A 24,095-nucleotide genomic window follows, 5' to 3' on the forward strand; every position below is an offset into this window, starting at 1 on the left:
CCGCCCTCCCTCCCGTACGCGCGTACGGGAACGGGCAGGGAGGCACGGCGGACGGCAGGACGGCAGGACGGCAGGACGGAACGAGTGGTCGCAGAGGTCCTAGTCCCGCTCGCAGACGAAGACGGCCGTCCCCGGGATCAGGTTTCCGCGCAACGGGGACCAGCCGCCCCACTCCGACGAGTTCCAGGCCGGCCACTCCGGTTCGACCAGGTCCACCAGCCGGAACCCGCCCGCCACGATGTCGCGGACCCGGTCGCCGAGCGTGCGGTGATGCTCCACGTACACGGCGCGCCCCTGATCGTCCTGCTCGACGTAGGGAGTGCGGTCGAAGTAGGAGGCGGACACCGACAGGCCCTCGGGACCCGGCTCGTCGGGAAACGCCCAGCGGATCGGATGGGTCACCGAGAACACGAAACGCCCGCCGGGACGCAGCACCCGCCGCACCTCCCGCAGCACCAGCACCGGATCGGCGACGAACGGCAGCGCCCCGTACGCCGAGCAGGCCAGATCGAAGGAGGCGTCCGCGAAGGGCAGCGCGCCCGCGTCGGCGCACACCAGCGGGAACGAGCCGCCGATGCGCAGCGCGTGCTGGAGCTGCCGGTGGGAGAGGTCCAGCGCGACCGGACGGGCGCCCTGCGCGGCCAGCCAGCGCGCACACTGCGCCGCGCCGGCCCCGATCTCCAGGACCGACCTGCCCTTCAGTTCCTCCGGCGGGCCGAGCAGCTCGGCCTCCACCTCGTCCAGACCCTCGGGTCCCCACACGAAGCGGTCGTCGCCGAGGAAGGTGCCGTGCTCGACCTGGTATTCGTCCGCGTTGCGGTCCCACCAGCCCCGGTTGGCCCGGGAGCTCTCGGCGACGTCGGCGTCGCGTCGGGTGGCTTCCGGCTCGAAGGCCGGCTCGGACGATGCGGGCTCTTGGATGATGGGCTCCCTCGTCGTACTCTTCCGTGCAACCCGCCCGACGGCGCACCGAGGTGTCGCCGGAGAGGCTTCCTGCGGCCTGCGTCGGCCTCAGGAGAAAGGTTGTGTGCCGGATATGCGGTGATCCGCCCCGGGTGTGCGCCTTCGCGCATTGACCCTGCCCGGCTGCCCCCGTATGCTACAAGTTGCGCTGCGAGCCTGCGCACCTCAGACGTAGCAGGCTGCGCTCGCATCTGTTGTATGTCCCCTCGGTTTTCGAGGCGTCGTCACCAGTTCCTGGTGGGGCGCGTCCTTGGCTGTCCGGCTTCTTCAGAGCGACACGGGCTCCCGGCGTAGCAGTACCTACGACTTTCTGTCCGTAACCGGAGCCCTTTCCCACATGACGAGCAGCACCGAGACCACCGCCACCACCCCGCAGGTTGCGGTCAACGACATCGGTAACGAGGAAGCCTTCCTCGCCGCGATCGACGAGACGATCAAGTACTTCAACGACGGCGACATCGTCGACGGCGTCATCGTGAAGGTCGACCGGGACGAGGTCCTGCTCGACATCGGTTACAAGACCGAAGGTGTCATCCCGAGCCGCGAACTCTCGATCAAGCACGACGTCGACCCCAACGAGGTCGTCGCCGTCGGTGACGAGATCGAAGCCCTTGTTCTCCAGAAGGAGGACAAGGAAGGCCGCCTGATCCTCTCGAAGAAGCGCGCCCAGTACGAGCGCGCCTGGGGCACGATCGAGAAGATCAAGGAAGAGGACGGCATCGTCACCGGCACCGTCATCGAGGTCGTCAAGGGTGGTCTCATCCTCGACATCGGCCTCCGTGGCTTCCTGCCGGCCTCCCTCGTCGAGATGCGCCGCGTCCGCGACCTCCAGCCCTACGTGGGCAAGGAGCTCGAGGCCAAGATCATCGAGCTGGACAAGAACCGCAACAACGTGGTCCTGTCCCGCCGCGCCTGGCTGGAGCAGACCCAGTCCGAGGTGCGCCAGACGTTCCTCACGACCCTCCAGAAGGGTCAGGTCCGCTCCGGCGTCGTCTCCTCGATCGTCAACTTCGGTGCCTTCGTGGACCTGGGTGGCGTCGACGGTCTGGTCCACGTCTCCGAGCTGTCCTGGAAGCACATCGACCACCCCTCCGAGGTCGTCGAGGTCGGCCAGGAGGTCACGGTCGAGGTCCTCGACGTCGACATGGACCGCGAGCGCGTCTCCCTGTCGCTGAAGGCGACCCAGGAAGACCCGTGGCAGCAGTTCGCCCGCACCCACCAGATCGGCCAGGTCGTGCCCGGCAAGGTCACGAAGCTGGTTCCGTTCGGTGCGTTCGTCCGGGTGGACGAGGGCATCGAGGGTCTGGTCCACATCTCCGAGCTGGCCGAGCGCCACGTGGAGATCCCGGAGCAGGTCGTCCAGGTCAACGACGAGATCTTCGTCAAGGTCATCGACATCGACCTCGAGCGTCGCCGGATCTCGCTGTCGCTGAAGCAGGCCAACGAGTCCTTCGGCTCCGACCCGGCCTCGGTCGAGTTCGACCCGACGCTCTACGGCATGGCCGCGTCGTACGACGACCAGGGCAACTACATCTACCCCGAGGGCTTCGACCCCGAGACCAACGACTGGCTCGAGGGCTTCGAGTCGCAGCGTGAGGTCTGGGAGAACCAGTACGCCGAGGCGCAGACGCGCTTCGAGCAGCACCAGGCTCAGGTCATCAAGTCCCGCGAGGCGGACGAGAAGGCCGCCGCCGAGGGCGGCGACACCGCCGGTGCGGCTCCGGCCGCGTCCAGCGGTGGCGGCTCCTACTCCTCCGAGGGCGCCGACACGTCCGGCGCGCTGGCCTCGGACGAGGCGCTTGCCGCGCTGCGCGAGAAGCTGGCCGGCGGCCAGAGCTGATCAGCAGATCGCAGCAGGTGGCCGCAGATAGCAGCCACTGAGGCGTAGTACATGGCCGAGGGCCCGCACCTTTCGAGGTGCGGGCCCTCGGTGCTGACCCCGCCCCGCCCCGCACGAATCGTTCGATCATGAGGCGCGGACGGGAATGCCCACGCTCCCAAGGGCGTTGTCCGAAAGGAACACGAGGAGGAGCGGTCCAAGTGCTTGATCCGCAGAGTCTGTACGCATGGGAGCCGAAGGGCCTGGCAGTCGTCGACATGGCGCTGGCCCAGGAGTCGGCCGGACTTGTCATGCTCTACCACTTCGACGGATACATCGACGCGGGCGAGACCGGCGACCAGATCGTCGAGCGGCTTCTCGACTCGCTGCCCCACCAACTCGTCGCCCGCTTCGACCACGACCGGCTCGTCGACTACCGCGCACGCCGCCCACTGCTCACCTTCAAACGCGACCGGTGGAGCGACTACGAGGAACCGGCCATCGAGGTACGGCTCCTCCAGGACACCACCGGCGCGCCCTTCCTCCTGCTGTCGGGCCCCGAGCCGGACGTCGAGTGGGAGCGCTTCGCCGCCGCCGTGCAGCAGATCGTCGAGCGGCTCGGCGTCCGCCTGTCCGTGAACTTCCACGGCATCCCCATGGGCGTGCCGCACACGCGCCCCGTGGGCCTCACCCCGCACGGCAACCGCACCGACCTCATGCCCGGCCACCGCAGCCCCTTCGACGAGGCCCAGGTCCCCGGCAGCGCCGAAGCGCTCGTCGAATACCGCCTCATGGAAGCCGGCCACGACATCCTGGGCGTCGCCGCCCACGTGCCGCACTACATCGCCCGCTCCGCCTACCCCGACGCCGCTCTGACGGTCCTCGAGGCGATCACCGCGGCGACCGGCCTGGTCCTGCCCGCCATCGCCCACGCCCTGCGCACCGACGCCCACCGCACGCAGACCGAGATCGACCGCCAGATCCAGGAAGGCGACGAAGAGCTCACCTCGCTCGTCCAGGGCCTCGAGCACCAGTACGACGCCGCCGCCGGCGCGGAGACCCGCGGAAACATGCTCGCCGAGCCGGTCGACATCCCCTCCGCCGACGAGATCGGCCTGGAATTCGAACGCTTCCTGGCGGAACGGGAGGGCGAGGGCTGAGCGGCCGACTGCTTCCCGGGCGACACCGCGCAGAGAACTCCGCCCGGGAAGCAGTGGGCCGGGACCGCCGGGCGCACCGCCACCGGCAGGCCCTAAGCTTTCGCTCATGCTGAAGGTGGGCCTGACCGGCGGAATCGGCGCCGGCAAGAGCGAGGTGTCACGGTTGCTCGTCCAGCGCGGAGCCGTGCTCATCGACGCGGACCGCATCGCACGCGAGGTCGTCGCCCCGGGAACCCCGGGTCTCGCGGCGGTCGTCGACGCCTTCGGCAAGGACGTGCTGACACCCGACGGCACCCTCGACCGTCCCCGGCTGGGTTCCGTCGTCTTCGCCGACCCCGAGCGACTCGCCCTCCTCAACTCGATCGTGCACCCCCTCGTCGGCGCCCGCTCCCACGACCTCGAGACGGCGGCCCCCGAGGACGCCGTCGTCGTCCACGACGTCCCCCTTCTCACCGAGAACGGCCTCGCCCCCCTGTACGACGTCGTCATCGTCGTCGACGCGGGACCCGACACCCAGCTCGACCGGCTCGTCCGGCTGCGCGGCATGACCGAGGAGGACGCCCGCGCCCGCATGGCCGCCCAGGCGAGCCGCGAGAACCGCCGCGCGATCGCCGACATCGTGATCGACAACGACGTGCCACTGGCGGAGCTCGAACAACGCGTGCAGGACGTGTGGGACGACCTCGCGCGCCGAGCACACGCGCGACGCGAGGCCTCCCCGGAATAGCGCCGCCGACTCCGCGCGTTGAACCCTTCCAGCAAGGGAAGGATTTTTCCGTGCCCAATACCGCAGGTTCGACCGGACGTACTCCGGAGACGCACGTCATCGACTTCCGTGCCGCGGAACAGCTCCTCGCCGCACGGGACCCGCGGGGCGCGGTGAAATTGCTCGACTCGGTCATCGCCGCACACCCCGAGAACACCGCCGCCCGGCTCCTGCGGGCGCGCGCCTTCTTCGCCGCCGCTCAACTACGCCCCGCCGAGCTGGAGTTCACCGTCGTGCTGGAGCGCGAGCCGGACAACGCGTTCGCGCACTTCGCACTCGGCCGTACCTACGAGCGGCAGGGCCGCGGCGACCAGGCCAAACGTCACTTCCGGCTGGCCGCCGCACTCGATCCCAACCCCGAGTACCTGAAGGCCGCCCGCTTCGACGGCTGAGGCGGAGCCGTCACCGCGGACGACGCTCCGGCGGCAGGTACGGAGGAACGTCCCGGCCGGGCTGGTAGTGGGGGCCCTGCCGCATGTGCCTGACGACGACCGCCATGTCGACGGTGATCACCAGCCACAGGGCCCCGCAGGCCGCCGCCCACCCCGGGCGTCCCACCACGGCGAACGCGGCGGTCCCGAAGACCGCCCAGGCCAGCCCCCACAGGGACAGCCACAGACGCATCCGCAGCGCACTGCGCGCTGTCGTCGGCTCACTGCCCGTACGCATCCCGATCACGGCTCCTCACCTCAACGTACTCCTCCGCCCGGACGTCATCCACGGGCTCCTTCGCCCCCCGGCAGACGCGCTCGAACAGCGGGCCATCCCTCGAACGGGTGAACCGGCAGGGAGCGGGAACGGCCCTCGGCAACCCGTCCGTTGGACGGGTATGACACGAGAAATGCGCGACGGACACCAGGGAACCGGCCCCGGTGCGATCACCCCCGACGGCTGCGCGGTCGAGTTCTACGCCCGGCTCCCCGTCGGGAGCGAGCCGGACGTCATCGCGGCGGCGGTGCCCGCCGGCGCCCACATCCTGGAACTCGGCTGCGGCGTCGGTCGAGTGACCCACGCCCTGCTGCAGCGAGGATTCACCGTCACCGCCGTCGACGAGTCCGCCGAGATGCTCGACCGGGTCCGTCGAGCACGCACGATATGCAGCCCCATCGAGCACCTCGACCTGGGCGAGACGTTCGACGTGGTCATGCTCGCCTCCTTCCTCGTGCACAGCGGAGACGTCGAGGTCCGGCGCGGGATGCTGCGAACCTGCTTACGCCATGTCGCCGCGGGCGGGTGTGTGCTGATCCAACGGGAGGGCGAGGACTACCACACCGACCTGCCCCGCGAACGGGTCGACCCCAGCGGCTTCACGACGCGGATCGTCTCCGCCGAGCCCGTCGGGGAGGGCGTCCACTCCGTGCGCGCGGAACTCGAGTTCCCCGACGCCGTCTGGACACAGACCTTTCTGTCCCGGCCCCTGACCCGAGAACAGTTCGAGGAGGCACTGGCCGAAGCCGGCCTGCGGGTGGACCGGTACCTGACGGAGGACAGGGTCTGGGTGCGGGCGGTGCCGATGACGGCCTGGAAACCGGAAGGGAGTCGGGAGCCTGCGGAGAACCGCCGCACAGCAGGTGAGCGGGACGAAGCCACCACGGGCGTCGGGGGAGGAGGAGACGGAGAGAAGGCAGAGGAAGGGCGGGGAGGCGAAGGGCGGAGGGAGGACAGCGCGGAGGCGAAGGGCCGGGAGGAAGGGCGAGGGGATTCCTGACGGGTGGGAAATCCCGCTGTGAGGCGATGAGTTGGGTGTCGGAGGCCGGTCTACCTCTGCGACGGACGACACCACGACGGACCGCACACCACAGGAGAACCCCATGTCCGAGACAGACGCTCCGCTCGCCGCCGCGACCGACTCCCCCTCCGCTCCCACCGGCGGAGGCCGCCGCGCCAGGATCGCCCTGCGGGGCCTGCAGGTGACCCTCGCCCTGTTCTACGGGATCGCCGGCGCGCTCCCGAAGCTGATCGCGCACCCGTCGGCTTCCGAGATCTTCGCGGAAATGGGCTGGGGCAACGCCGGCATGTACACCATCGGCGCCCTCGAACTCGCCGGTGCCGTCGCCCTGTTGATCCCGGTCCTCCAGTCGCTGGCGGCGATCGGTCTGGCGGCGCTGATGGCGGGCGCGTTCGTCGTCCAGGTCGCGGTCCTCGACGGTCAGAACGCGGCGACTCCGCTCATCCTGATGGTGCCGCTCGCGCTCATCGCCTGGACCCGACGTGAGTCGAACGCGGATCTGCTGCGGGCTGCACGACGCCGGGTGTGACGGGGAGGAGGGGCGCCGGCCACCGGTGGGGCGAGGGCGCGCGGCCCGTGGCCGTGGGCGGGAGGTCGGCGACCGCGGCGGTTGAACTCCCGGCGGCGGGATTCAGGCGGACGGGGCGTCGTGGACGTCTTGGAAGAGGTGCCGCACGGTGGAGCGGTAGTTGGCCTGCACGTGGTGGAGGGCGTGCGTGCGGGCGCGGTCGGGGTCGCCGGAGGCGATGGCGTCGTAGAGCTCCTGGTGTTCGGTGAGGAGCTGGGGCCATTCCTCGTTGCGCCGGGTGAGCCACTGCAGGCGTCCGGCGACGGGTTCCATGACCGAGATCAGCAGGGCGTTGCCGGCCATCGCGAGAAGGCGGTCGTGGAAGCGGGTGTTGATGTCGGTGATCGTCTCGGCGTCGCCGGCTTCGGTGGCGCTCGCCGCGCGAGTCAGGAGTTCACGCAGCTCGGCGAGGTCCTCCGGGGTGGCGCGGGCGGCGGCCAGCCCGGCCGCGTAGACCTCCAGGGCCTCGCGCAGTTCGAAGAGCTCGGTGACGTCGGTGGGGCTCAGGGGGCGTACCACGGTACGGCGCGGGGTTTCGAACAGGACGAAACCCTCGGCCACCAGGGCCCGGATGGCTTCGCGCACCGGAACCCTGGAGACGCCGAACCGCTCGGCGAGCTCACGCTCGACGAGTCGGTCTCCGGGGCGGAGACTGCCGGCGATGATCTCCTGCCGAAGGGCGCCCAGCACCCGCTCGCGCACCGCTCCGAGCGGTTCGATCTTCGTCATGGACCCATCCTCGCCGATGCGAGGGGGCTTTTACCGGGCCGTAACGGGACGGACATCGGTCAGAACGCTTGACGGCGGGACCATGTCCGCAGTTTGGTATACCAAACGACCGGTCGTAGTCCTCCTCCTCCGTCCCCTCGCCCAGGGAGGCCCCGTGTCCCTCGCCGACAGCGCCGAAGTCACCGGCGCGCCAGCGTTCGTCCCCGATCCCCGGCTCACCAACGAAGACCTCGCACCCGCCGACAAGCGGAACTGGAAGGTCTTCGACCTCTTCGCCATGTGGATGTCGGACGTCCACAACCTCGGCAACTACACCTTCGCCGCCGGTCTGCTGGTCCTCGGCATGAACGTCTGGCAGATCTTCACGTCCCTCCTCGTGGGCTTCGTGCTCATCTACGTCGGCATGAACTGGATGGGCAGGATCGGCCAGCGTCACGGGGTGCCCTTCCCGGTCGTCAGCCGCATCAGCTTCGGAGTCTGGGGGGCCAACATCCCGGCCCTCATCCGGGCCGTGATCGCCATCATGTGGTACGGCATCCAGACGTACCTGGCCTCCGTCGCCGTCAACGTGATGCTGCTGGCGGCCTGGCCGGGTCTCGAGTCCTGGACGCACAGCTCGTTCCTGGGTCTGGACGCGCTCGGCTGGGTGTCGTTCGTGTCCCTGTGGCTGGTCCAGGCGCTGATCATCAGCCGGGGCATGGAATCGGTGCGCAAGTTCCAGGACTTCTGCGGTCCGGCGATCTGGCTGGTGATGATCGCACTGGCGGTGTGGGTGCTGTCCAAGGCGGGCTGGACCATCTCGCTCACCTCCACCCCGCACCCGGTTTCGGTGGGGGAGCAGTGGCGGCAGTGGTTCGGCGCGATCGGCCTGATCCTCGCCACCTACGGCACGCTGATGCTGAACTTCTGCGACTTCTCCCGCTTCGCGCCCGACTACCGGACGGTCCGGCGTGGCAACTTCTGGGGTCTGCCGCTCAACTCGACTGCCTTCGTGGTGGTTTCCGTGATCGTGACGGCCGGCTCGCTGGAGGTGTTCGGCGAGGCCATCACCGACCCGGCCGAACTGGTCGCCAAGGTCGGCAACACCTGGGTGCTCGTCCTGGGGGCGCTCACCTTCGCTGTCGCGACCATGGGCGTCAACATCGTGGCCAATTTCGTCTCCCCGGCCTACGACCTCGCCAACGTCTGGCCGCAGAAGATCACGTTCAAGATCGGCGGCATGATCAGCACGGTCGCCGCCCTGGTCGTCACGCCCTGGAACCTCTTCTCCAACCCCACCGTCGTCAACTACTTTCTCGGCGGCCTCGGGGCCTTCCTCGGCCCGCTGTTCGGCGTGATCATGGTCGACTACTACTGGGTGAAGCGCGGCCGGGTCGACGTGCAGGAGCTCTTCGACGGACGGCCCGGCTCCCGGTACTACTACCGCAAGGGCGTCAACCCCAGGGCCCTGTGGGCGTTCCTGCCCTCCGCGGCGGTCGCGGCGGTCCTCGCGCTGGTGAAGACGTTCAGCGATGTCGCTCCCTACTCCTGGTTCATCGGTACCGCCCTCGGCGCCGGCCTCTACGTCCTGCTGTGCCGCGACGAGCGGACGTCCGGCGCCGCGGCCCTCGACGAGAAGCCGGTGGAGGTCTGACCAGGGTGCGGAACGTGCGGATCGTCGTCACCAACTGCAACACCACGCGGGAGATGACCGAGGAGATCGTGCGAGGCGCCCGGGCCGCGGCAGGCCCGGGCACCGCCGTGACCGGACTGACCCCCGCGTGGGGGCCCGAGTCGGCGGAGAGCTGGCTGGACAGCTATCTCTCCGCGGCGGCGGTCATGGACGCGTTGCGGACCTATGAGGGACCGCCCTACGACGCCGTCGTCATGGCTGGTTTCGGCGAGCACGGCCGGGAGGGCGTGCGGGAGCTGGTCGAGGTGCCCGTCGTCGACATCACCGAGGCCGCGGCGCATCTGGCGTGTCTGCTCGGGCGCCGGTACGGGGTGGTGACCACGCTGGAGCGCTCCTGCGGTCAGATCGAGGACAGCCTGGAGCTCGCCGGAGTGGGCCGCAACTGCGCCGCCGTCGTCGGCACCGGGCTCGGCGTTCTCGACCTCGGCGACTCCGAGCGCACCGAGGCCGCCTTTCTGGCCGCGGCCGAACGGGCCCGGCAGGCGGGGGCCGAGGTGCTGGTCCTCGGGTGCGCCGGGATGACGGGGCTGCAGCGGGTGGTGGGGGACAAGCTGGGCCTCCCGGTCGTCGACGGAGTGGGGGCGGCGGTGAAGCTGGCGGAGGGGCTGGTGGGGTTGGGCCTGACGACCAGCCGGGCCGGGAGCTTCGCGAAACCGGAGACCAAGAGGAGGGCATGGCGGCCCGCACGGACGGACGGCTCGGAGCCGTCCGCCCGGTGACGTGAGGGCCGGCCGGGCGAGGGGGAGGCGCGGGCACGGCCCCGGAGCGGCGACTGACCGTTCGCAGGTCACCTCCGCCCGCACCCGCCGAGCGCGCGGCTGGCGCCCACCCGCGGCGGAATTAACCGTTGGACAGCGCGGAGCATCTTCGCCAGGCTTCCTGCCATGCGCAGCAAGAACCTGGGCCGTTTCACGGCGGCGGACTTCTAGCGGGTCACGCCGGAAGTTCCGGCGGCCCCCAGGAGGTCTGCCATGTCCCGAACCGTCCATCACGTCCCTCCCCGGCATCGCGTCGAGCCCCTTCACCTGCCCGACGGGGGCGGGCACCTCGTCACCGGGCACTGTCTCGTGGAACTCCGTTACCACGCGGCGGATCTGACTCGTGCGCGGCGTGAGCGGCGACGTCCGACGCCCGTACTGCTGGTCCGGGCGTTCCGCGCCCACACCTTTCCCCGCAGTCTGAACGCGCGGGTCGACGGCCCTTACGAGCGGCGTGCCCGCGCTGCCCTGGCCGTTTTCCGCTCGACGGCCCGCAACCGTCTGCGTGCCGCCCCGTCCGGAGCACTCCTCGCCGCGGCCGAGGAACTGGACCATCCGCCGACCCGCCACCGTCACATGAACCTGTGGTAGTGCTGACCGGCACGGCGCAGGCGAAAGCCGTGCGCGCGAGGGTCGAAGACGCCGCGGACGCGGTGCGCCCGGTGCGCCCCGCGTCGGCGCGAGGAGCGGATGGACCGTACGGGACGCCCCGTTTCGGCACCAGAGGCGCTCTTCGGGCGTTGCGTTCATAAAGAATCCGGGATCGGCCGCAGCCGTCACCTCGTCGCAACGCAACGGCCCCGCTTCGCACAGAACCACCACCTACCGTGGACACCACAGCTCACCGCTGACCGCCCCGGCCACCGTCGCCCGAAGGCACACCCCGCCCTCGTCCCGACAGGAGCTCCGTGTTCCCGCGCCCGCACATTTCCGCTCGCGCACATGCCGTTCTGCCGCCCTGGCTCTCCCACGCCCTGCGCACCCAGCGCGGGCCAGTGCCGTGGAGCGCGGTCACCCGCGGGGCGTTGTCGGCAGGCCCCCTCCTCCTGGCCGCCCTGCTCGCCGGCCAGATCTCCCTCGGGGTCGTCGCCGCCATCGCCGCCATGCTCGCCGGAATCAACGACCGGCCCGGCAGCCGGCGGGCCTCCGTCAAGCGGCTGGGGGCGCCCGCGCTCGCCGGGGCGGCCGGACTGGTCGTCGGCACGTACGGCGGCGACCGGTTGGGGGCCGTCGCGCTGACGGCCGTCCTGACCGGCCTCGGGCTCGTCGCCGGCGGGATGAGCGCGATCGGGCCGGTCGCCTCCGCGGCGGGTACGCAGTTGCTGGTCGGCGCGGCGGTCGGGGCCGGGATGCCGCTGCCGGAGGCGGGATGGACGCGTGCTCTCGCCTACCTCGCGGGGGCGGGCTGGCTGCTGGCACTGCGGCTCGCGCTGCCCACGCCGGGCGCGCTGGCCGGCGACTTCCGCTTCGACGGGGAGCGGGACGCGGTGGCCCGCGTCTACGACGCGGTCGCGGAGCTCCTCGACACCGTCGGCACGGGGCTCGCCACCGAGCGCAGGGCCGCGCTCACCACCGCCCTCGACCACGCCCAGGACGCCCTGGCCGGGCCCCGGCTGCGCCGCCGGGCGGGCTCCACGGCCGAGCGGCGGCTGCACGCCCGGTACGCCGCCGCACTGCCGCTCGCCGAGGCCGCGACCGCGCTGGCCTGGACCGGGGAACCGCTCTCGGATCGGGCGTCCGTCGGACCCCGTCGACTGGCCGGCGCGGTGCGCCGGAACACGCCCGCCGGTCCGCTGCCGGCGCCCTGCCGGTCCGCCCCCGCGCTGCGCGCCCTCGACGACGCCCTGCTGCACGCCGCCGACGCCTTCGACCAGGGGCGCGGGAGCGATCTGCACACCCGGCGGCGCGGCGCGCGCGACCTGCTGCGCGCCGCGTTCGGGGCGGGCGGCCGGGAGTACGGGCTACGGGTCGCGCTGTCCTTCGGCGCCGCCGTCGCCGTCGCGCAGGCCCTGTACCACTCGCACGAGTACGGGCGGCACCCGCACTGGTACTGGCTGCCCGCCACGGCCGTCTTCCTGGTGAAACCCGACCTCGGGCCCCTGGTGTCCCGGGTGCTCTGCCGGGCGGCGGGGACCGTGCTCGGTGCGCTGCTCTTCGCCGGCTTCGCCGTCGTGCTGCCCCGGCCGGAGGGGCTGGTCGCGCTGGTCGCCGTATGCGGTGCGCTGATACCGGTCGCCACCCGGCACTTCGCCGCCCAGACCGCCGTCGCCACCGTCCTCGTCCTGGCGCTGGTGATGGTGGGCGGGGAGCCGCAGGCCTCGGTCAGCCGGATCGTGGAGACCCTGCTGGCCTGCGCGATCGTGCTGATCGTCGGGCATCTGCCGATGCCGACGGAGCGCGGCGGGCAGGTGCGCGCCCAGCTTGCCGCGGCCGCGGACGCCGCATACGCCTACCTCGCCCACGTCCTCGACGGCTCCGGCGACCGCTCCGTGCGCTGGACGCTGCGCCGTGAGGCCTACCGCACGCTTTCCGAGGCGCGTACCGCCAGCGCTCTCGCCGCCCACGAACTGCCCGCGCTCGCCCGCCACTCGCAGGGCACGGACGAGGTCGCCGCCGTCCTGGAACGGCTCGTCGACACGACCACCGCCTGCGCGGTCCACCTCGACGACACCGGACGGCTCACCGCCCGGCACCGCAAACGCCTCACCGAACTCCTCGGCGAACTCGCGGCGGGCAGCGCACGGGTGGGGCTGCCCGGCCCGGCGCCCTCCCTGCCTCCCGCGACGCGGGCGAACCTCTCCGTGCCGGGCTGAGGTCTTCCGCGACGGCGAACGAGTTCCGGACGGCCCGTCAGCCAGCCCTGCGACGGCCCGTTGCGCAGGAGAGGCAGCCCTGGGCGTATCCGGAACCGCCGGAGGCCGTCTCGCGCGCAGTGGCGTGTCGCGCGCGAGGAAGTGCCGGTCCAGGGAGCAGCACCGGCACGCGCGCGTGACGTGCTCAACGCCGAGCGGCGCGCCCCGCCCGTCGTGGAGGTCGGCGAGGAATGTCGTGGAGGTCGGCACGGAATTGCGTCTTCCAGGGGCGGCTGGGGCAGGGCCGGACTCCTCGACCACCGGGCTGCTGGGCCTCACCGTGCCGGGTTCCGGGAGCCGTGTGCGCCTGCGTCGTGACGACGCGTACGACTGCTGACACGCGAGGTGCCCGGGTTGCTCGTCAGGTGACCGGATACTGACACTCCGCACCTAACGCGTGTCACCTATGTCTCAGTCCCGCAACCGGGCGAGGCGATCGGCCTCCGTGAAGCGTTAACTCCTACAAGCACGACGCTGATCGGAGGTGCGAGATGGTGAACGGGCGAACCGTGCTCGAGCGCTTTCCCGCGGGCGGCCCACGCGGGTCGTGGCCCGCGGAGGAGTTCGCGCACGCCCGGCGCATGGAGGGACTGGCCGCCGAGGTCGTCATGGACCTCGCCACGGACACGTTCCTGGTGGTCGTCCGCAGCGTCGACGCCTCGCGGTGAGACGACGGCCGCCCGGTGCCCCGGTGGCCCCGTGTCGGCGGCCGGTGACCCGGCCCGGTGACCCGGTGGCCCGACGCCGGCCCGCCGGTGACCGGGGGACGGCCGCCCGTGAGGGGCGGCGGCAGCCCGCGGGTGACGGGTGTCAGCCCGACGGGGACCGGGCCGGCGCCTGCACCGTGAACTGCTCGGCCTGCAGCGCGTACAGCTCGGCGTAGACGCCGCCGCCCGCCAGCAACTCGTCCGGCGTCCCGGACTCCACCAGCCGGCCCTGGTCGAGGACGTGCACCAGGTCGGCGTGCCGGACCGACGCCAGCCGATGGGTGATCAGGACGACCGTCTGGCCGTTGTCGGCCAGCGCGCGGATCTTCTCGAAGACCTCCAGCTCGGCCCGGGCGTCCAGGGCCGCCGTCGGCTCGTCCACGATCAGGATGCGCCCGCGCCGGTACGCCGCCCGCGCGATGCCCAGTCGCTGCCACTGGCCGCCGGACAGCTCGTGGCCGCCGCTGAAGTGCCGGGCGAGCAGGGTGTCCAGACCGCGCGGCAGATCCGCGACGACCTCCCCGGCCCCCGCCTCCGCGATCGAGGCGGCCAGCCGTTCCTCGGTCAACGGCGCGGCGGAACGCCCGACGGCGATGTTGACCCGGGCGGTGAACGGCCACCGTTTGAAGTCCTGCGCCACCATCGCGATCCGCTCGGCGAGTCGGTGCCGGTCCGCCTCGGCGGCGTCCACACCGTCCCACAGGATCCGTCCCCGGTCCGGCTTGTACAGCCCGGCCAGCAGTTTCACCAGCGTCGTCTTGCCGGAGCCGTTCTCGCCGACCAGCGCGACGATCCGGCCCAGCGGGAGCGAGAGGGTGACGTCGTCCAGGGCGGGCCGCGCCGACTCGCCCGGATAGCCGAAGGTGACGTTCTCGAAGCGGATCTCGCGCGGGTCCTCCGGGAGGGCCACGCCGCCCACCGGGATCGCCCGTTCGGCCGCCTCGACGTACAGCCGCTGCAGATCGCCCACGAACAGTGCCTCCTCGTGCAGCTGGTTGACCTCCAGGACCAGGGTGTTGAGGCTCGCGGAGCCGCTGCGGATCGCGATGACGGCCGTCCCCGCCACCGCCAGCGCCATCGTCCCGGTGAACAGCAGTCCGCCGAGCGTGGCGTACGTGGCCAGCGTGGCCACCCCCGTCCAGGTCGCGGCGACCAGTCCGGTGCGGGCGGCGAGCCGGGCCAGCCGGGCCTGCTCCGCCTCGGCGGTCTCCGACATCGCGCGGAAGTGCCGCAGCAGGAACGGGCCGACCCCGTGGACGCGGATCTCGGGCGCCGCCGCCGGCTCGGTGAGCAGACCGGCGATGAGGTGCCCCGCGCGCGCGTGCTGCACCCAGGTGTGGAAGGACTCGTAGCGGCGCCGGGCGTTCGTCAGGGCGCTCCAGGCGCTGGGCAGGGTCATCGTCACCAGCAACGGCAGCAGGAGCGGATGCAGCACCGTCAGGACGCCGGCCGAGGCGATCAGCGAGATCAGCGCGTTCACCACGCGCGTGCCGTGGCTGATCATGTAGCGGCTGGAGCGGGCTCCGTACTGCGCGGTGTCCAGCAGCTTGTGGAAGGCGTGGTCCTCGATCGCGGCGAGCTCGACCGCGGCCGCCCGCTCCAGATACAGCTCCGTCGCCACCCGCTCCACCTTGGGCTCCAGCCGCCCGGTGGCATACGTCGACGCGGCCCTCAGCAGCGCCGCGAGCAGGAGCACGACGGCCATCAGGGCCAGCGCCGGGGCGGCCCCGCGCAGCCGGTCCTCGATCACGCCGCCGCTGATCAGCCGGCCCAGTACGGCGTTCATCGCCAGCAGGCCGACCGCCTGCGCCGCGCCCCGGGCGATCTCGGCGGCCACCACGATGCGGGCGGCTCGCGGGTCGGCCTGCCGGGCCAGCCGGAGCGTGGCGGTGAGCAGGGACGGCAGGCGGGTCACCATGGCCCGGAAGTTGAGCTCCAGGAAGGCGTCCCGGTGCTGGTTCCAGCCCGTGTCGTAGCGGAGCGGTCCGCCGAACAGCAGCCGTTCCGACTCGGAGACGTCACGCTCGTCGGGCCGTGTCCGCTGCGCCTCCGGCACCTCGTGCCGCTCCCGTTCCTCCTGTTCCTCTCCCCCGGTGTTCTTGCCGCGCTCCGTGGCCCGCACCTCGGCCTGCTCCTGTCCTTCCCGCGCTCCTTGCCGCGCCTGCGTCACCTTGCCCGCCTGTCGTGCCTGTCCCACAGTCGCCCTCCCCGGGTCGCGATCGCGGACGAGGGCCACTATCGCGGGAAGAGAAGGCCCGACGGCAGGGCGCAGGAGGAGGGAGACGGCACGCGCGGGCGTGCGCCGGGACGGTGGGCATGACGGCCGTTCGCCGGAGGCCGGGAAGGTGTCTCTCAGGCGCTGATCGGCCGCGACCAGGAGGGCGTCGTGCCCGTGAGGCGGCACAGGGCCAGGTACAGGGGGATCGGCGGGGTGTACGGCAGGGTGCCGTCCGGTCGGTGGATGAGACCGGGGACCTGCGGGGAGTCCGTGAGGAGCGCGCCGGTGGCGTAGTGCGCGGGGGCGGGCCATTCCAGCGCGTAGTCGGAGTCCGCGGGGACCAGCCACCACCAGTGCGCCTGGTCGGCGTAGACACAGCCGACGCGCGGCAGCCGCGACATCAGCGGCGGGCCCAGGCGGGCGGGGACGGAGACGGCGTCGCAGCCCAGCGGGGCGGTCATGCCCTCCGGGACGGCGAGCCGGCGCGGGGGGACGGCGCAGGGCTCGCCGCCGGGTCCGCGGCGCATGCGCACCAGTGTGTCGAGCGTGCGCACCGGGGCCCGGCCGGGGCCGGGGCTCACGTCCTTCCCCGCTCGCGACCGTGCTCGAGCGGGTGGGGGAGCGGCAGCGGGAGTGCGGCCGCGGTGTGGCCGGGCACCCGGCCGTGTCGGGTGTCGCGGCCCTCGACCACGTTGGGGTCGGCCGCGCGGTGCTGCCACTGCGGTGCCACGCGGGAGGCCAGGACGCCGGTGCCGGACGCGGGGTGCGGGCGGGCCGCCGCCGGGCCGGCCGGCGCGTGGACTCGCTGTTCGGCGGGCTCGTCCCCGTCGGCCGGGTCGTCGCCCGTCCCCGGTTTCGGGCGGGCGCTCCAGCCGAGGTCGTTGCGCGGTCCTGCGGAGTCGGCGGACGGTCGTGCGGCGCCGTCGTGGAACTCGTCCCGGGTGTCGAGGAGGCCGCCGAGGTCGCAGGGGTGCGGTGCGGCGGCGTCGCCGTCGAGGCTGTTGCGGGGTTCGGCCGGGTCACGAGGCACGTCGGCCTTGCGCGGCAGGTCGGCCCAGACCAGCAGGCCGGGCCCGTGTTCCTGGGCGCCCCAGGAGTGACAGAGGGCCTCGACCAGGATCAGTCCCCGCCCGTGCTCCTCCTCGGGCCGCTGCGGAGAGGGATGCGGCTCACCGGGCGCGCAGCCCTGGTCGCGCACGGCTATGCGGACCAGGTCGTCGCCGTCGTGCAGCTCGCAGACGACGATGTCGCTCGCGGTGTGCACGATCGCGTTGGTGACCAGCTCGGAGACGACCAGGGCGGCGGTGTCGCAAGTGTCCTCGCACACCGACCAACCCGTCAGCCGGGCCCTCGTCAGGCGTCTGGCCTGGGCGGGGGAACCCGGGTGGGCGGCCAGTTCGAATCGGAACCGGCGCTCGGCAGCGGCCTGGTCGGGGCCTGCTCCCGCGCTGGCACCGAGACCCTGGGGGCGGCCTGCGGCGGCGTCTGTTCCTAAGGGCGCGGACGGAATCACGCTTGCCACTATCGCCCCGCCGTGAACACTTGGCAAGTGTCACTCTGAAAAATGCAGAGTGCTGTGTGACGCGGTGGAGGGCCGTGGCACACTGCTCCGCAACAGCACGTAGAACGGCGCCGGTCGGGACCGGCCGGAGATCCGTACTCATCCGTACAGATCTTCGGACACGTCCTCGAGTGGCGCCGTAGGGCTGTCGGGATTCTTTTCGTGGACCGGCCGGGGCGGGGCTCGTGGGCCCCCGCGCGACCGGCCGGGCTCTTCGTGGAGGTGGAGCGTGAGCGAACCGCGGTCCGCGCCGACGGTCGGACAGGTCGTCCTCGGTCGGCGTCTGCTGGACCTGCGGGAACGCGCCGGGCTCAAGCGCGAGGAAGCCGCCGGCATCCTGCGCGTCGCGCCCGCCACGGTCCGGCGCATGGAGATGGCGGAGGTCAGCCTCAAGATCCCGTACCTTCAGCTGCTGCTGAAGGCCTACGGGGTCACCGACGAGGAGGCCGAGGGCTTCGTCCAGCTCGCCGAGGACGCCAACAAGCCGGGCTGGTGGCAGCGCTTCCACGACGTCCTGCCCGGCTGGTTCTCGATGCACGTCAGCCTGGAGGGCGCCGCGGCCCTCATCCGCCAGTACGAGCCCCACTTCGTCCCCGGACTGCTCCAGACCGAGGACTACGCGCGCGGAGTCCTGCGGTCCGGCGCCATCGGCCAGACCAGGCCGGAGGACATCGAGCGCCTCGTCGCGCTGCGCATACAACGCCAGGATCTGCTCACCCGCGAAGACGCGCCCCGGTTGTGGGTCGTGATGGACGAGACAGTTCTGCGCCGCCCGGCCGGCGCCCCGGAGGTGATGCGCGCGCAGATCGACAAACTGCTCGAGACCGCGGAGCTGCCGAACGTGACGTTGCAGGTCGCCCCGTTCGCCAACGGGCCGCACCCGGGCACGTACGGGCCCTTCGTGCTCTTCCGATTCGCCATGCCGGAGCTTCCGGACATGGTCTACAGCGAGTACCTGACCGGCGCGGTCTATCTGGACGCGCGCACCGAGGTGGCGACCCACCTCGAGGTCATGGACCGCATGGCGGCACAGGCCGCTACAGCACATCGCACGAAGGAGATCCTCCGGGATCTCCGCAAGGAGTTGTGAATGGATCGCATCAAGCCGCGCAAACGGGTCTACAACGGCATGCCCGCGCGGGACTTGGGCAGCGAAGGCTGGCACAAGCCGTGGAGCGGCGGGAACGGCGGGAACTGCCTGGAGGCGATGAAGCTCGCCGACGGCCGGATCGCCGTCCGTCAGTCCACCGACCCGGACGGTCCGGCGTTGATCTACACCACCGACGAGATGACGGCCTTCATCGAGGGAGCGAAGGCGGGAGAGGCGGACTTCCTGTTGTCCTGACGTGAGCGGTGACGTTTCTGCGATGCCGCGGCCGTCTACCGATTGCCTTTTTCCCGCTCGACTTCCTGATTTTGGCACTGGATTGATCTTCATTTGACCGCGTCAGGCGCTTTACGGAGTGCCTCATGACCGACCAGAAAGGACCCGGCCCCCACCGTCGAGACCGACACCGGCAAGCCCCGTCCCGCACGGAGATGCGACGGATAGCTCGGCGGCCATCTCGGCGGATACCTCGGCGGCAAGGACCACTGCCCCGTCGAGGACCACTGCCCCGTCGGCGGACGGCCGTGACTCATCCGTCGGCGGGGCGCCGCCGGGGGCCCGGCGGGAGCCCCTGGCACAGCGCCTCCAGGGCCGCCCCGTAGGCGTGGTCCGGCGGCGTCGCGTATCCGACGACGAGTCCGTCCTGCGCCGCCGTGTCCGTGGCCGGATGACGGAAGGCTGCCAGGCCGTCCAGCGCGACGCCCTGCCGCGCGGCAGCCTCCAGCGCCGACCGCTCCGTGCCCGGCGGCAGCCGCAGCACCGCGTGGAGACCGGCCGCCACCCCGGTCACCTCGACGTGCGGCGCCTGCGTGGCGAGCGCCTCGACCAGCCGGTCCCGGCGACCGCGGTACCGCTGCCGCATACGCCGCACGTGACGGTCGTACGACCCTGACGTGATGAAGTCGGCCAGACTGAGCTGGTCCAGAACGCTCGCCCACGCCTCCCGCTCGCCCTTGGCCGCGAGGACCCCGTCCACGTACCGTCCGGGCAGCGCCATCCACCCGAGGCGCAACGCGGGCGACAGGCTCTTGCTGACCGAGCCGAGGTAGATCACCCGCTCGGGATCGAGTCCCTGGACCGCACCGACCGGCTTGCGGTCGTAGCGGAACTCCCCGTCGTAGTCGTCCTCCAGGACGACGCCGCCACGCGCGCGTGCCCAGTCGATCACTGCCGTCCTGCGGTTCGCGTGCAGCGGGCCGCCGGTCGGGAACTGGTGCGCCGGCGTGAGCAGCACCGCTCGCTCGCGCCCCAGTTGTTCGACGCACGCCCCGTCCTCGTCCAGGGGCAGCGGCGTCGTCCGCACGCCCGCCGTCGCCAGCAGCTCCCGGTGGAAGCCCAGCCCGTAGGCCTCCACGGCCAGCGGACCGCGCAGCACCCCGCTGCCCGGGGAGAACAGCAGGCGCAGCGCGTGAGCGAAGCCCGAGCAGATCACCAGGCGCTCGGGTACGGTGCGCACGCCACGCGCGCGTGCCAGGTACTCGGTCAGGGCCTCCCTCAGTTCCAGGCGTCCCGCGGGGTCGCCGGGCCCGAACGCCTCGGTGGGGGCCTGCTGGAGGGCGCGCCGGTAGGAGGCCAGCCAGGCCGCACGCGGAAACGACGATGCGTCCGGAACGCCCTGCCGCAGATCGTGCCGGGGGCCACGCGCGCGTGCGGGCGCCCTGACGGCCGCGCGTTCGGACCGACGCGGCGGCTCGGCCCGTTCGGCCACCCGCGTGCCGGAACCCTGCCGGGCGGTCAGCCAGCCCTCCGCGACCAGCTCCGCGTACGCGTCGGCCACCGTGCTGCGGGCGACGCCGAGGTCGGCGGCGAGTGAACGGTAGGGCGGCAGCCGGGCCCCCGGAGTGAGCCGTCCGCTGCGCACGGCCTCGCGCAGCGCCCGGATGAGCGCTGCTCGCCGCCCGCCCGGCCCGGACAGCTCCAGATGCAGGTCCGCGCCGATCCGCCGCGCGGAATCGACCCATGAATCCGCCATGGGAACGCACCCTACCGGCGGTCTTTCCTCTTCCCGGGGTGGGGCCGGACGACATCTGCGCCGGGGCCGCGGCCCGCTTCGGCGAGTGCGAACCGGCCCGAGGCGCCGGCCCAGGTGCCAACCCTGATCCGCACGATCGGCACGTGGAACGGGGCGGCTCCGGCGACGGCGCAGCTCGCGAGGACCGACGGACGGCGCAGCGCGCGAACCCCGCGAAGGCGGGCGGGCGGCCGGGCGGCCGGATCGGACGCGGCGCGGCGGTCCGTGTCCTAGACGCTCATCGGCCGGTCGTACGGTCCGATCGGCGCCGGCAGCCGGGAAGTCCCCGTCAGACTGCGGTCGACGGCCGCCGCCACCGCCCGTCCCTCGGCGATGGCCCACACGATCAGCGACTGGCCGCGGGCCGCGTCCCCCGCGGCGAAGACGCCGGGGACGTTCGTCGTGAAATCGGCGTCCCGCACGAGCGTCCCGCGCGGCTCCAGAGCCAGACCGAGCTGTTCGACGAGGCCGTCCTCCCGGTCGGGTCCCGAGAAGCCGAGGGCGAGCAGCACCAGGTCGGCGTGGAGTGCGCGGGCCGTGCCCGCCACCGGCCTGCGTCGCACGTCCACCTCCGTCAGGTGCAGGGACCGCACGTGACCGGTCTCGTCCCCGGTGAAACGGAGCGTGGACGCGGCGAACAACCGGGCGTCCGCGTCCGCGGCCGGCGCGGACTCCAGATCGCGCGCCTCCTCGTGCGCCGGCGAGAGCCGGTAGATCTTCGGATACGTCGGCCAGGGGTCGGCGTCCTCGTCGCGCTCCGCGCCGGGCTGCGCGTAGATGTCCAGCTGGGTCACGGACGCGGCGCCCTCGCGCACCGCCGTGCCCAGGCAGTCGGCACCCGTGTCGCCGCCGCCGACGATGACGACGTGCTTGCCGGAGGCGGACATCGGGGACGTCTCCAGATCCCCCTCGCACACCCGGTTGGCCAGCGGCAGATACTCCATCGCCTGATGTATGCCGGTCAACTCCCGCCCCGGTACGTGCAGTTCGCGCCACTCGGTCGCCCCGGTGGCGATCACCACGGCGTCGTAGCGGGTCCGCAGATCCGCGGCCATGACGTCCCGCCCGACGGTGGTCGAGGTACGGAACTTCGTGCCCTCGGCCCGCATCTGCTCGATCCGGCGTTCGAGATGACGCTTCTCCATCTTGAACGCGGGAATGCCGTACCGCATCAGCCCGCCGACGCGGTCGTCCTTCTCGTAGACCGCGACCGTGTGCCCGGCCCGGGTGAGCTGCTGCGCGGCGGCCAGTCCGGTGGGCCCGGAGCCGATCACGGCCACCGTCTTGCCCGACAGCCGGTCCGGCGGCCGGGGCGGCGTCAGACCGTCGGCCCAGGCCCGGTCGGCGATGGCCGCCTCGACGTTCTTGATGGTGACGGCCGGCTGGTTGATGGCCAGGACGCAACCGGCCTCGCACGGCGCGGGACACAACCGGCCGGTGAACTCGGGGAAGTTGTTCGTCGCGTGCAGCCGCTCGGCGGCCGCCCGCCAGTCCTCCCGCGACACCAGGTCGTTGAAGTCCGGGATCAGATTGCCGAGCGGACAGGCGTCGTGGCAGAACGGTACGCCGCAGTCCATGCACCGGTCGGCCTGCTCGCTGATGAGGGGCAGCAGCGCTCCGGGGACGTACACCTCGTCCCAGTCCGCGACCCGTTCCTCGACCGGCCGACGGGGCCAGTCCCGGCGCGGTGTGGTCATGAATCCCTTGGGATCGGCCATGGGCGTGCCCCTTGTGTACGCGTACGACAGGCCGAGCGTCGTCGGGCGGCACTCTCCCGGCCACGATACGTTCTGCCGGCCCCCCATGCAGAGGGGAGTGACAGGGGTGCTTCGGTCAGATCAGGGCGAGGACGTACACGGCCGCCGAGCCCGCGGACGCCAGCGTGCGCACATGGTTCCACCGCGTCCACTCACGCAGGTAGACGGGCCAGTACGCGACGGCCTCCGGTGTGCCCGGCCCCTTCCGCATCAGCGCCTCGTTGCGCGGCACGTTCGCCACGACGGTCACCCCGAAGGCGCCGCACAGGTACAGCGCGCTGCCCACCAGCAGGCGTGCGGTCCCGTGGTCCGGCCACAACACGAACGTCACCACGGTGATCACCGCGCACAGCGTCGCGGAGCCGAGGAACAGGACCATGAACACCGGTGTCATGGCCGAGGTGTTGATCGCGTTCATGGCGGCGACGCCCTGCGCGGGCGGCAGCGCGGCGAGCCCTCGCATCACCAGGACGGAGAAGGCGCAGAAGACCCCGGCCATCAGTCCCGTCGTCAGCGCGCCCAGCACCGCGAGCACCACATACGGTCCCTCGATCATGACAACGTCAACCCCCACCCGTCGAGCCTGATCCTGCCCGGTGCCGTCGCTCACCTCAAGTGAAAACCCGGTCGTGATCGTCCACCATCGTCGGGACGCGCGACGACATGCGGGGACGTCCTAACTCGCACCCGGGTGCGCCGGTGCCCGCGTCTTCGCCGTCCCGGCCGCCCCCGCCTTCCCCGCCGTCCCGAGAGTTCCGGTCCCCGGCGTCCCCGTCCCCGCCGTCCCGGCTGTTCTCGCAGTCCCGGCCGTCCCCGCTGACTCCGCATGCCCCTCCGCATGGTCCGAACCCGCGCCCCACGTACCCCGCTCTACGCCGAGGTTCCGTCCCGGGCCGTCGGGGCGTCCCGATCCTCGCCCCATGTGCGGATCACGGTCTCCACGTCCGCCGCGATCCGGCGGCGCGCCTCGTGCCGTGGCACGCCGCTCATCAGCAGCCGGTCATACGGCGTGTCCACATGTCGGACGGACGCCCTGACCGCGAAGACGACCGCCGCCTCGGACAGGGCCCGCCCGGCGGCGCTGCGGCCGACCCGGCCGCTGCCGCGCAGCGACGCATGCGCGGCGATCCCGCGCGCCCGGTCCGCCGGACAGCCGGGGAACAGCCGCAGAACCTCGGTCGCGAACAACCCCGTGAAGTGCGCGTCCTGCGCCGACCGCAGCCGGGCGTCGCGCGCCCGACGCCGACGCCGGGCCTCCGCGTCCGCCAGGCACCGCTCCTCGGCCCGGGCGAGCGCCGCCTCCTCGACCAGGACGCCCTCTCGTTCGTAGCGCCCTTTGCGCCGGTTGAACCGGACGACCACCACCGACAGCCCGCTCTCCTCCCGTGACCTGCGCGTCAGCGCCGTGTCGCCGCGCGGCAGGAACACCAGGTGCCCGAGGTCGGCGCAGTCGAGGCAGCGCGGTGCGGCGTCCTCCAGGACCAGCATCGACAGCGGCCCGCGTCGACAGCCGGCGCAGTGTTTCCGCCGCAGCGGCTGGACGACCAGAAGACCGGTCCCGACACCGACCGCACGTCCGGGTCCGGGGCCGCCGATACCGACCGCGGACCCGATTCCGGGCGCGGGGACGGGGATGGGTCCAGGCACGGGTCCGGGTTCGGGGGCGGCCACGGGTTCGGTTTCGGGGGTGGGCTCGGGAGTGGGTCCAGGCACGGGT

21 protein-coding genes and 2 pseudogenes are annotated in these 24,095 nt (G+C 72.1%); 13 read left to right on the top strand and 10 right to left on the bottom strand.

Annotated features, from left to right (window positions below; genetic code table 11):
* Window positions 1-99: 99 nt before the first annotated feature.
* Window positions 100-921, bottom strand: a complete 822-nt coding sequence (locus C6376_RS19175) for a class I SAM-dependent methyltransferase (RefSeq protein WP_107449058.1) — start codon at window positions 919-921, stop codon at window positions 100-102.
* Between the two features lie 379 nt (window positions 922-1,300).
* Here C6376_RS19175 and rpsA point away from each other — a divergent pair, with 379 nt between their 5' ends.
* The 4 genes from rpsA (at window position 1,301) to C6376_RS19200 (ending at window position 5,100) form a co-directional block, all read left to right on the top strand.
* Window positions 1,301-2,803, top strand: coding sequence for a 30S ribosomal protein S1 (rpsA, locus tag C6376_RS19185; RefSeq protein WP_107444550.1), 1,503 nt, complete (start codon window positions 1,301-1,303; stop codon window positions 2,801-2,803).
* A gap of 200 nt (window positions 2,804-3,003) precedes the next feature.
* Window positions 3,004-3,942: a PAC2 family protein gene (locus C6376_RS19190; RefSeq protein ID WP_107444551.1), complete on the top strand. Its 939-nt coding sequence runs from the start codon at window positions 3,004-3,006 to the stop codon at window positions 3,940-3,942.
* 106 nt (window positions 3,943-4,048) lie between these two features.
* The gene (coaE, locus tag C6376_RS19195; protein WP_107444552.1) at window positions 4,049-4,669 is read left to right on the top strand and encodes a dephospho-CoA kinase; all 621 of its coding nucleotides are present in this window, start codon (window positions 4,049-4,051) and stop codon (window positions 4,667-4,669) included.
* A gap of 50 nt (window positions 4,670-4,719) precedes the next feature.
* Window positions 4,720-5,100, top strand: a complete 381-nt coding sequence (locus tag C6376_RS19200; protein WP_107444553.1) for a M48 family metallopeptidase — start codon at window positions 4,720-4,722, stop codon at window positions 5,098-5,100.
* Between the two features lie 10 nt (window positions 5,101-5,110).
* Here the strand turns inward: C6376_RS19200 and C6376_RS19205 are convergent, their stop codons facing one another.
* Window positions 5,111-5,377, bottom strand: coding sequence for a DUF6343 family protein (locus C6376_RS19205; RefSeq protein WP_107444554.1), 267 nt, complete (start codon window positions 5,375-5,377; stop codon window positions 5,111-5,113).
* 160 nt (window positions 5,378-5,537) lie between these two features.
* Here C6376_RS19205 and C6376_RS19210 point away from each other — a divergent pair.
* Window positions 5,538-6,224, top strand: a pseudogene (locus C6376_RS19210) (class I SAM-dependent methyltransferase); the annotation flags it as partial.
* Window positions 6,225-6,519: 295 nt separating this feature from the next.
* Window positions 6,520-6,966 carry a DoxX family protein gene (locus C6376_RS19215; RefSeq protein WP_107444556.1) on the top strand — a complete coding sequence of 149 codons (447 nt, stop codon included), beginning with the start codon at window positions 6,520-6,522 and terminating at the stop codon, window positions 6,964-6,966.
* Window positions 6,967-7,068: 102 nt separating this feature from the next.
* Here C6376_RS19215 and C6376_RS19220 read toward each other — a convergent pair whose 3' ends face one another.
* Window positions 7,069-7,734, bottom strand: coding sequence for a GntR family transcriptional regulator (locus C6376_RS19220; RefSeq protein WP_107444557.1), 666 nt, complete (start codon window positions 7,732-7,734; stop codon window positions 7,069-7,071).
* Between the two features lie 154 nt (window positions 7,735-7,888).
* Here C6376_RS19220 and C6376_RS19225 point away from each other — a divergent pair, with 154 nt between their 5' ends.
* From C6376_RS19225 to C6376_RS44475, 5 genes are all read left to right on the top strand, one after another.
* The gene (locus C6376_RS19225) at window positions 7,889-9,367 is read left to right on the top strand and encodes an NCS1 family nucleobase:cation symporter-1 (protein WP_107444558.1); all 1,479 of its coding nucleotides are present in this window, start codon (window positions 7,889-7,891) and stop codon (window positions 9,365-9,367) included.
* Between the two features lie 14 nt (window positions 9,368-9,381).
* On the top strand, window positions 9,382-10,125 hold the full coding sequence (locus tag C6376_RS19230) for an aspartate/glutamate racemase family protein (RefSeq protein ID WP_107449059.1): 744 nt from the start codon (window positions 9,382-9,384) through the stop codon (window positions 10,123-10,125).
* A 252-nt stretch (window positions 10,126-10,377) separates the two neighbouring features.
* On the top strand, window positions 10,378-10,755 hold the full coding sequence (locus tag C6376_RS19235) for a hypothetical protein (RefSeq protein ID WP_107444559.1): 378 nt from the start codon (window positions 10,378-10,380) through the stop codon (window positions 10,753-10,755).
* 317 nt (window positions 10,756-11,072) lie between these two features.
* Window positions 11,073-12,977 carry an FUSC family protein gene (locus tag C6376_RS19240; RefSeq protein WP_173985680.1) on the top strand — a complete coding sequence of 635 codons (1,905 nt, stop codon included), beginning with the start codon at window positions 11,073-11,075 and terminating at the stop codon, window positions 12,975-12,977.
* Between the two features lie 530 nt (window positions 12,978-13,507).
* The gene (locus C6376_RS44475; RefSeq protein ID WP_173985681.1) at window positions 13,508-13,684 is read left to right on the top strand and encodes a hypothetical protein; all 177 of its coding nucleotides are present in this window, start codon (window positions 13,508-13,510) and stop codon (window positions 13,682-13,684) included.
* Between the two features lie 142 nt (window positions 13,685-13,826).
* On the opposite strand, the gene C6376_RS19250 is transcribed toward C6376_RS44475, so the two are convergent.
* From C6376_RS19250 to C6376_RS46420, 3 genes and pseudogenes are all read right to left on the bottom strand, one after another.
* A complete protein-coding gene (locus C6376_RS19250; protein WP_254076390.1) occupies window positions 13,827-15,641 on the bottom strand; it encodes an ABC transporter ATP-binding protein in 1,815 nt (604 codons plus the stop codon).
* A 434-nt stretch (window positions 15,642-16,075) separates the two neighbouring features.
* Complete coding sequence (locus tag C6376_RS19255; protein WP_107449063.1) at window positions 16,076-16,468, bottom strand: hypothetical protein; 393 nt, start codon at window positions 16,466-16,468, stop codon at window positions 16,076-16,078.
* A 479-nt stretch (window positions 16,469-16,947) separates the two neighbouring features.
* Window positions 16,948-17,490, bottom strand: a pseudogene (locus C6376_RS46420) (ATP-binding protein); the annotation flags it as partial.
* Window positions 17,491-17,731: 241 nt separating this feature from the next.
* Here C6376_RS46420 and C6376_RS19265 point away from each other — a divergent pair.
* Both C6376_RS19265 and C6376_RS19270 read left to right on the top strand, forming a co-directional pair.
* Window positions 17,732-18,592 carry a helix-turn-helix transcriptional regulator gene (locus tag C6376_RS19265; RefSeq protein ID WP_107444560.1) on the top strand — a complete coding sequence of 287 codons (861 nt, stop codon included), beginning with the start codon at window positions 17,732-17,734 and terminating at the stop codon, window positions 18,590-18,592.
* Entirely contained in the window at window positions 18,593-18,847 is a 255-nt protein-coding gene (locus C6376_RS19270; protein WP_057580268.1) for a DUF397 domain-containing protein, read from the top strand. It begins immediately after the preceding gene.
* Between the two features lie 292 nt (window positions 18,848-19,139).
* Here the strand turns inward: C6376_RS19270 and C6376_RS19275 are convergent, their stop codons facing one another.
* From C6376_RS19275 to C6376_RS19290, 4 genes are all read right to left on the bottom strand, one after another.
* Window positions 19,140-20,582 (bottom strand): PLP-dependent aminotransferase family protein, encoded by a 1,443-nt coding sequence (locus C6376_RS19275; RefSeq protein WP_107444561.1) that lies wholly within the window; start codon window positions 20,580-20,582, stop codon window positions 19,140-19,142.
* A 269-nt stretch (window positions 20,583-20,851) separates the two neighbouring features.
* A complete protein-coding gene (locus tag C6376_RS19280; protein ID WP_107444562.1) occupies window positions 20,852-22,339 on the bottom strand; it encodes a glutamate synthase subunit beta in 1,488 nt (495 codons plus the stop codon).
* A 115-nt stretch (window positions 22,340-22,454) separates the two neighbouring features.
* Window positions 22,455-22,934 (bottom strand): DUF1772 domain-containing protein, encoded by a 480-nt coding sequence (locus tag C6376_RS19285; RefSeq protein ID WP_107444563.1) that lies wholly within the window; start codon window positions 22,932-22,934, stop codon window positions 22,455-22,457.
* A gap of 314 nt (window positions 22,935-23,248) precedes the next feature.
* Complete coding sequence (locus C6376_RS19290; RefSeq protein WP_107449065.1) at window positions 23,249-23,974, bottom strand: DUF2293 domain-containing protein; 726 nt, start codon at window positions 23,972-23,974, stop codon at window positions 23,249-23,251.
* Window positions 23,975-24,095: the final 121 nt, after the last annotated feature.

The sequence above is a fragment of the Streptomyces sp. P3 genome (assembly GCF_003032475.1).
Lineage (GTDB): Bacteria > Actinomycetota > Actinomycetes > Streptomycetales > Streptomycetaceae > Streptomyces.

Excerpts from the sequence above, each read along its gene's own strand:
- C6376_RS19220 (WP_107444557.1), bottom strand. The coding sequence starts at position 7,734 with ATGACGAAGATCGAACCGCTCGGAGCGGTGCGCGAGCGGGTGCTGGGC.
- C6376_RS19280 (WP_107444562.1), bottom strand. The coding sequence starts at position 22,339 with ATGGCCGATCCCAAGGGATTCATGACCACACCGCGCCGGGACTGGCCC.
- coaE (WP_107444552.1), top strand. The coding sequence starts at position 4,049 with ATGCTGAAGGTGGGCCTGACCGGCGGAATCGGCGCCGGCAAGAGCGAG.
- C6376_RS19205 (WP_107444554.1), bottom strand. The coding sequence starts at position 5,377 with ATGCGTACGGGCAGTGAGCCGACGACAGCGCGCAGTGCGCTGCGGATG.
- rpsA (WP_107444550.1), top strand. The coding sequence starts at position 1,301 with ATGACGAGCAGCACCGAGACCACCGCCACCACCCCGCAGGTTGCGGTC.
- C6376_RS19250 (WP_254076390.1), bottom strand. The coding sequence starts at position 15,641 with ATGGTGACCCGCCTGCCGTCCCTGCTCACCGCCACGCTCCGGCTGGCC.
- C6376_RS19285 (WP_107444563.1), bottom strand. The coding sequence starts at position 22,934 with ATGATCGAGGGACCGTATGTGGTGCTCGCGGTGCTGGGCGCGCTGACG.
- C6376_RS19215 (WP_107444556.1), top strand. The coding sequence starts at position 6,520 with ATGTCCGAGACAGACGCTCCGCTCGCCGCCGCGACCGACTCCCCCTCC.
- C6376_RS19275 (WP_107444561.1), bottom strand. The coding sequence starts at position 20,582 with ATGGCGGATTCATGGGTCGATTCCGCGCGGCGGATCGGCGCGGACCTG.
- C6376_RS44475 (WP_173985681.1), top strand. The coding sequence starts at position 13,508 with ATGGTGAACGGGCGAACCGTGCTCGAGCGCTTTCCCGCGGGCGGCCCA.
- C6376_RS19235 (WP_107444559.1), top strand. The coding sequence starts at position 10,378 with ATGTCCCGAACCGTCCATCACGTCCCTCCCCGGCATCGCGTCGAGCCC.
- C6376_RS19270 (WP_057580268.1), top strand. The coding sequence starts at position 18,593 with ATGGATCGCATCAAGCCGCGCAAACGGGTCTACAACGGCATGCCCGCG.
- C6376_RS19255 (WP_107449063.1), bottom strand. The coding sequence starts at position 16,468 with ATGCGCCGCGGACCCGGCGGCGAGCCCTGCGCCGTCCCCCCGCGCCGG.